Genomic DNA, 7,325 nt, shown 5'->3' on the forward strand with positions numbered 1-7,325 from the left:
GAGCCAGCCACAGGTTGTGAGCATCAACCATCCCCGACCGCAGACACCTGTCGCGGCTTGACCCTCAACAATCCAGGCCCCCGTGGCTGTCCGATGGCGCCCCTCGGTGGGCGCGATCGGCAACAGCTGCAATCAGGGGCCGGACGCCCCAACCCCGACCAAAGACAGCCATCGATGACAACGACACCCGGCCGCGGGGACCCTGAACCTCAACCCGCAGTACACTCAATTTCGGTGCTCAGCTCAGCAGCCCGAGCGGACAACTTCCCTGATAGGTCCCGCTACGCCAAGTCGATCAATGCCCGCCGCGGCATCGAGAAGGTGTTTGGTTGGATCAAACAGTGGGGCGGTTTGCGCCAGTTCAAGCTGCGCGGCACCGAAAAGGTCGGCGCGGTGTTTGGCCTGCACGTGATCGACTACAACCTGATCCGCCTGGGCAATCTGATCAAACCAGCGATGGTGGCGGCATGAACAGCGGGTTGCCCGGAAGTGTGGCCAGGCGGCAGTGATCAGGATGCCCCAGAGGGGCAAAACACACCGAACCGAGCGCTCTGAACCGCTGAAACCCTGAAAATCAGCACGAAAGGAGCTCCGCCAGGTCTCAGGAGAGGAAAACGCTGCTTCTCTGGCGGTTTTTCCGCAAACTCCTAAAGTCACCGCCACAAGAAAAGAATACTACGATCCCAGTTAAAAGATCAGGTCACGTCGCAAGAGGCCAGCTGCAAAGCAAAGTGCAAGGGAATAGACCGTTCAGATATCAAGAGCAGACCAAAGAAGTCACGGACGCCGTGTATCCACTATCTTTCCGTCATCAATAACAACTATCTCATCAGCAAAGTGGTAGATGCGCTGATCGTGACTGCTCATCAGGATAGTCAGATCGAGCTTCTCTGATAACTGTGTCAATAGCTCTAATATGACCTGACTTGTTGTAGCATCTAAGGAGGCAGTCGGTTCATCCGCAAGGATTAAACGCGGAGAAGTCGCCAGTGCCCTGGCAATAGCAACACGCTGACATTGCCCCCCCGATAGCTCACTCGGCAGGCGATTACGTTGTTCATACAAACCAACAGCACTTAGAAGGTCATGGGACATCGAAAGCCTGCTACGCTTTGGCGCAAGACGCGTCATCTCTAAGACCAACATTATATTCTCCGTAGCCGTCAGGAACTTGACAAGGTTATGGGACTGGAAGATAAACCCAATTGTTCGACGCACTCGGGTAAGCATGGATGAATGCGCACGTGCTAGCTCATGCCCAAAGATCCTGACACTACCGTTTTGAACAGCACGAACACCACCTAGTATCGTAAGAAGAGTAGTTTTTCCGCAGCCAGAAGGTCCCGATAAGATCTGAAAACGCCCGACAGGTATCTGCAGGGAAATCGATTTCAGCACATGACGTGGCTCAGATCCCTCTTGATAGTAGTGATTGAGCTTTTCGACTTCTATCGCATTCATAATACCTGAATGTTCTCGAGTCATCGCTACGAAAATGCTTCGACAGGATCGGCATCACGAAGCCGCTGCAAAGCGAACGTTGCCGAAATACCAGCCATGACAAGGAGGATCAAAAAAGTGGTGATCGCTCGCTCAGACGTCATGTAAATCTTTATACTTGTTGATTCTCTGACAATTGAATACAGGAAAAGCGAGAAGAAGTATGCAATTGGATAACCAAGCAGTGTAAGCAAAAGTGATTCCCTGAGAACAATCAACATTAGCTCGCCACGCCTAAATCCCATGGCAAGCATGGTAGCATATTCCTGGATATGCGAACTTACATCACTATACAATATTTGATAGACAATGATCAGGCCTACAAGAAATCCCATCACAACACCAAACATGAACACATAACCAACGGGTTTACTCCTATCCCAATAGCTACGCTCAAACTCTGCAAAGTCTGCTTTGGTCATAACAATCACATCATCCGGCAGTATTTTGCGTGCTGCCTGCAAGACAGAAAGGGAATCTACGTTCGATGAAAGCCTGATCAAGCCAACTTCCATCTCGTCAATACTTAGATCGGTAAGATTAGCAAGTGTAGTGTCACTGGTGATAAAAGCAGCGTCATAGCCAAAAGAAGTTCCAAGTGAGACAAGTCCTACAACTTGAACCCGTTGACTGTTTACGAATGCATAGGGAATGATTCCGCTGTCAAAGTCCTTGACAACAGGTCCAAACTCAGGTCTTGATAATGAGTCGTATAGTATCGTATCATCATTAATGAGCTTATTCTGCTGAGAATTAATAAGTAAGTCATTGAATGTCTGCTGTGTAGGAGAAACACCAATGGCAACAGCAAGGCGACTTTGCTCGGCATTCTGATAACGCCATCGGACATAGTCCCACCTCATCGGCACAGTATCAACAACACCTGAGATGCCTTCTACCATGGCAAGCCTGGAGGGATCAAAGCTGATTAGCGAGGTGCTGCTAACTGACTTTGAATGGAGCATCACCAAATCAGTATCAAGCTTCTGGATAAGTGAAATACTACTTTGAAACAACGCATCACGGAATCCGAGTTGCATAAGGATTAGAGTTGCCGCAAAAGCAATCCCAATCAGGGCAGTGATCATTCGAATTGGCTGCCTAATTAGCAACAGCCACGCAATAGGCACACTATTTTTTCTATAGAGCAAGGCTGTAGCTCCAGCGATTCCCACAAAGATCACTATTCGAATGTTCCCTTGATCTTTGTTCCAATCAATGATTTAAGTAGTGGAACATACTGAGGAGAGATTACTGCGCGAACCTCGATGACTCTGGCCTCTCGATCAGTGTCGGCACTGGGTGAATCAGTCAACTGCTTACGTCTCGTTACAGACGAAGAAATTTGGGAGACCAAAGCAGATACATCACCCTTAAAAGCATTATTACGACTTGTGATTACAACTCTCTGTCCAATATTGACGGATGATATTTGACTTTCGTCAACTTGCAGCACGGCCTCAAGAATATCACTATTGCCGACATCCATGACTCCCTCATCATGAGGCCTCTCCCCGACTCTTGTGTGGATCTTGAGGACATAACCATTTAAGGGAGACCGCAAGACAGAATCCTTCGCGCGTGCATCAATCTGACCCAATTGAGATGCCAACTGAGTCCGTTGAGCACGCAACTGCAGCAATTCCAATTCCCGGCCCTCGAGTTGCGAAGCGGGGAAGGCACCCTCCTGTTTCAGTGTTCTGAAGCGCTGAATTTCCTGGTTGAGAAGATTGATCTGAGCGTCAACTGAACGAATCTGGGCTAGTACACTAGTCCGATCAGCTGCAAGCTTTGGTGCATTATCAAACGTGGCGAGGATCTGACCTTGAAGAATTCGATCCCCTTCGCTGACTTCAAGTGAGTTTAGACGTGGGATTCCTCCCTGTTCAATCACAGGTCCAGCAAGAACGTGGACATCACCAGTGGGTTCAATGGTCCCCAGTGCAGACACTGAAACATCAACCGTACTGGTAGGTGGCGGAATACTTGGAGATTGCTTCTTAGCTTCCCAACCGAAGCGCTTTCCCAGCCATTCCGCAGCAGAAGACTGGAAGGTTGAGCCATCACAGCCAGCCATGAACACTCCAATACAACTGGTGAGGAGGACCATCTGAATCCTCTGTCGTACCTGTCGATTGCGGTGGATCCTGATTCGTGGAGTCGCCAAGGAGCCTGCGTGGATGTGAACTGATTCTAACCAAATTGTTCGCTTACGACTCCGACAGAGGAGACACCTAAAAGAAGTAGTCCCGTGAAGAACGGGTCGCCCACCGCTTCGGTACAGTCAGAAACATCAGAATGCCATAAAATCACTTGCATTCCAACTAAATCCTGACTGGAAAGTAGTTGCACCAAAGTCAGCCCCATCCACGCCAGCCACTAGGGTAATCGTCAATCCATTGAAAGATAGTTGCGCAGCATTGCCTGCGAGAGGCGAAAGAGTGATTCCAGATTGATACTGGATTTTATCAAAGCCTTGCTCAAAGAAGAGGATGTACTCAGTTTGTGCCGCTTCGAAATCAGCCTTATAAAAGGTGATGACATCGACTTCTTGATCGCCGGCAATGACTGGAACCGTACTGCCACTTCCTCCAAGTCCCGCAAGCAGCGTTATGTTGAGTCCAGCGTCGTTATTGAGGCTATATTTGTCGACACCCAAGCCACCACGTGCTCTGTCGGCACCAACACCACCGATCAGAAGGTCGTCTCCTTGATCGCCATACAACATGTCATTACCTACTTCACCATTCAGGATGTCATTGCCTTCGCCACCATATAGCGTGTCATCATCGTCTCCGCCAAATACCACGTCATTGCCTGCATCGGCATAGACAATATCGCTATTGTCTATGCCAGCATTAAAGCTTTGGTTATCTTGAATCAAGATGTCCTTAAACTCCTGAATTTTTGTAGCAACATCACCCGTCAAGCCAGTGCCACCTCCCGCTGGGAAAAGCAGAGGTAACAACGCATTAAGATCATCACCAAAGATCTGATCCCCGTAGATGAGGTCACCATCGTCTCCTCCATAAATCCAGTCACGACCCATACCCCCAGCAACGATATCTTCCCCTAGACCGCTAAAGATTTTGTCATCTCCTACTAAACCCAAGACAACGTCTTCACCTGCATAGGTGAAGATCTGATTGTTCTTCTTATTGCCAACAATAATATCATCGCGGTCGGCACCTCGTATTAATCTGCTCCATGGTGATGTGAGCGGAGTGATCAAAAAGATCGACTGAGGATCCAGGAGATACCCCAGGCCTCCACCCGTTGAAAAGTCCTCAGCCGTACCGATGATGAGACCCTCGCCAGCAGATCCCCCGTCGGCCACCTGGAACTGACGCAAGCCATAGGCATCAAACTGCTTGCCGAAGTTCGGGTTTTGGGCTGGCTGTCGATTATCCCCGACGACGAGATCGACAGATTGAATTACTTCTTCAAAAGTATCACCATTATTACTGATTCGATAGAGACGAGCGACATCACTGAACCCACTGATGTAAAGGACATCCTGGCCATTTTCCTTGACGACTTCTGCCTGCCAACCATAAGTCTCATCTGTTCTGCTGCCTTGACCCTCGTCAGAAAGAAAAGGGGTATTAGCATCATTCGGATCTAGCCTCCTGAATCCATTCGTGGTTATAACCTCCCAATTAGAAGGGCTAGCGGGATTTACTGATGCCAGATCACTGAGCTTAATGCGCGCAACGAGCGCCCCTCCGGTATAGTTAACAGTGGTTATCCAAAGATAGTCTCCATACTCAACCAGCTTCATGATTCCGTTATCAGTATTGGTAAACGGAAATCCGGATTGATCGGTTTTGAAAATAGGATTTGCAATGTCCGCGACACTAATTATATTATTGCCAACGCCAAAATCGTCTGAGGCAAAAGAAGGGGTCTTGCTGAGCTTAAATATCCCGACTTGAGACCATGAGCCAAAGTAGATATTACCATCTTTCGTAACCTGAATATCTCCGACAGAAGTGGCGTATGAGCCTAGATCTCCGATCTTAAACCAGCCGCTCTCAGGATCATCAGTAGCGCGCTTGATCCAGAGTTGCCCGCCCTGGACATTTTCTGTGCCTACTAATAAGACGGTTTCGTCGCTACCATCAATCGTGAGGGTAATTTTCTCGATAGTTCGAATGGATTTATTGAAGGGGTCACTGGATGGACCACTGCGCACGACGACCCATTCTCCAGTATCCCCATCTCGATGCAACAACTTGGAGTTCCCGTTACCAGTCGCAAGACCGTCGTAGATTAAGTTGACCGAGGTGGCTGCGTACAAGTCATCGGGGTCAGCAGAATTCGATGGTGATTCATCAAAGTTCCCAATTGAGCGAACCCCAGTATAGCCTGGACCAAGCTCTTTGAGAACATCAAATTCCAATTGCCATGTGCCTTCTGTGATATTAGCAAGATCTGCCTGCCCTGGGGCTGAAGTAGGAATGCTGTATTTCCAGATCTGACCTCCCTGTCCTGTCAGTAAAGTGGGGAAGCCAGGAATGATTGCACTACCCTCTAGAAGGAGTTGGAAGAGAAAAGTTGAATCACCATTTCCTAAGGGCCCAAAATTGTAGCCAGTGCTGTAGGCGATAGTAGCTGCAATCGCAACGACTCCCTTAGTATCAACACGCATGCTGGCAGTCCCAGCATAATAATCGATGGTGCCGTCAGGATTTTCCTGATATTCACTGGACCAGATGTATTTATTAACAGGATTGCCGAAACCAGGGCCGCCAGGCAGCGGAATCTCTGTGATTTCTCCTACACCATCTCCGTCAAAATCATAGTAGAAGAAAATCTGAGCTCCCTGTTCTGGCGGCGGAGTGGCCACTAGGTCATTGAGACCCAGACTTAGCAAACCGCTCCCGATGGAAAAGCCTGGAGCCCCCTCAATCTCCGGAATATCAATCTGCCGAATCAGAGTTGTGGCTGGGGCTAGATTGCCCCAGACAAAGCCTTGGTTTCGGTAATTATTCGGATTGAATTCTCCCTGATTCAGTAGCCTGCTGGGGGAAGCCTCAAATAGACCACTTGAGGCACCCAGCAGCTCGGATGGAGAGCTGCTGGAGCTTGCCAAAAGACTAGAGGCACTACTCAGAAAGGAAGAGAGAACGGGCACTTACAAAACTTCTTAACACTAGGATGAATGCTAGCCCATCTTCCCTGCCCGCCCAGGTCCCGATACAATGTGTTAGGAACTGCTCACTGCACATCACCTCCTTGTGAGTCTCATGCCAGGACTATTGGTCGTGGGGCCTTCTTTTTATGCTCATCAAGGTCGAGAGCGCAGGGCAAGACCACAAGACCGGAAAGCAGCCTGGGTCGCAGACGCCATGAGGCGAGGGGTAAGGCAAGGCGCCCATACCGATGGTGGAGTCCCCAGGCCGCAAACAAGCTTGAATGGAGTTGGCTGATCTGTTCCCTGGGACTGACGTGGACCCCGGAAACTGAACCAGTCCTTATGAGAGCTTCCCTACCGGCCAAACTTGGCCAGGAGAAGCCCCATGAAACGCAAGCGTCACACGCCCGAGCAGATCATCCGCAAGCTGCGCACCGCTGAGCAGCTCCTCAACCAGGGCCAGACCGTCGCTGACGTCTGCCGGGCCCTGGAGGTGTCGGCTCCCACGTACCACCGCTGGCAACAGCTGTATGGGGGGATTGCACGGCGACGATTAGGTAGGCGGGTCCGCGCAACTACATAGGCGGGTCTCAAGACGCGACAACAGGGCTCCGATCACGGTCTTGAGCGTTGTCATGCCCGCCCCTCTGTCGTTGCGGATCAAGGAGCGGTACATGGCCAAGCGCTC

The 7,325-nt window shown here is 49.9% G+C and carries 4 protein-coding genes and 2 pseudogenes; 2 read left to right on the forward strand and 4 right to left on the reverse strand.

Annotated elements, in window-relative coordinates:
• Positions 1 to 282: 282 nt before the first annotated feature.
• Positions 283 to 471 (forward strand): annotated as a pseudogene (locus FPZ61_RS15135) (transposase); the annotation flags it as partial.
• Between the two features lie 306 nt (positions 472 to 777).
• Here the strand turns inward: FPZ61_RS15135 and FPZ61_RS15140 are convergent.
• From FPZ61_RS15140 to FPZ61_RS16045, 4 genes are all read right to left on the reverse strand, one after another.
• Complete coding sequence (locus FPZ61_RS15140) at positions 778 to 1,461, reverse strand: ABC transporter ATP-binding protein (RefSeq protein ID WP_185467447.1); 684 nt, start codon at positions 1,459 to 1,461, stop codon at positions 778 to 780.
• Positions 1,462 to 1,487: 26 nt separating this feature from the next.
• A complete protein-coding gene (gene devC, locus FPZ61_RS15145; protein ID WP_185467448.1) occupies positions 1,488 to 2,675 on the reverse strand; it encodes an ABC transporter permease DevC in 1,188 nt (395 codons plus the stop codon).
• An 8-nt stretch (positions 2,676 to 2,683) separates the two neighbouring features.
• Positions 2,684 to 3,610, reverse strand: a complete 927-nt coding sequence (locus FPZ61_RS15150) for an efflux RND transporter periplasmic adaptor subunit (protein ID WP_185467449.1) — start codon at positions 3,608 to 3,610, stop codon at positions 2,684 to 2,686.
• Positions 3,611 to 3,793: 183 nt separating this feature from the next.
• Positions 3,794 to 6,637 carry a hypothetical protein gene (locus FPZ61_RS16045; protein ID WP_185467450.1) on the reverse strand — a complete coding sequence of 948 codons (2,844 nt, stop codon included), beginning with the start codon at positions 6,635 to 6,637 and terminating at the stop codon, positions 3,794 to 3,796.
• A gap of 385 nt (positions 6,638 to 7,022) precedes the next feature.
• Between FPZ61_RS16045 and FPZ61_RS15160 the strand changes: the two are divergent.
• Positions 7,023 to 7,178, forward strand: a pseudogene (locus tag FPZ61_RS15160) (transposase); the annotation flags it as partial.
• Positions 7,179 to 7,325 lie beyond the last annotated feature (147 nt).

The organism is Synechococcus sp. BSA11S, from assembly GCF_014224355.1.
In the GTDB taxonomy this organism is placed as follows: Bacteria; Cyanobacteriota; Cyanobacteriia; order PCC-6307; family Cyanobiaceae; genus Regnicoccus_A.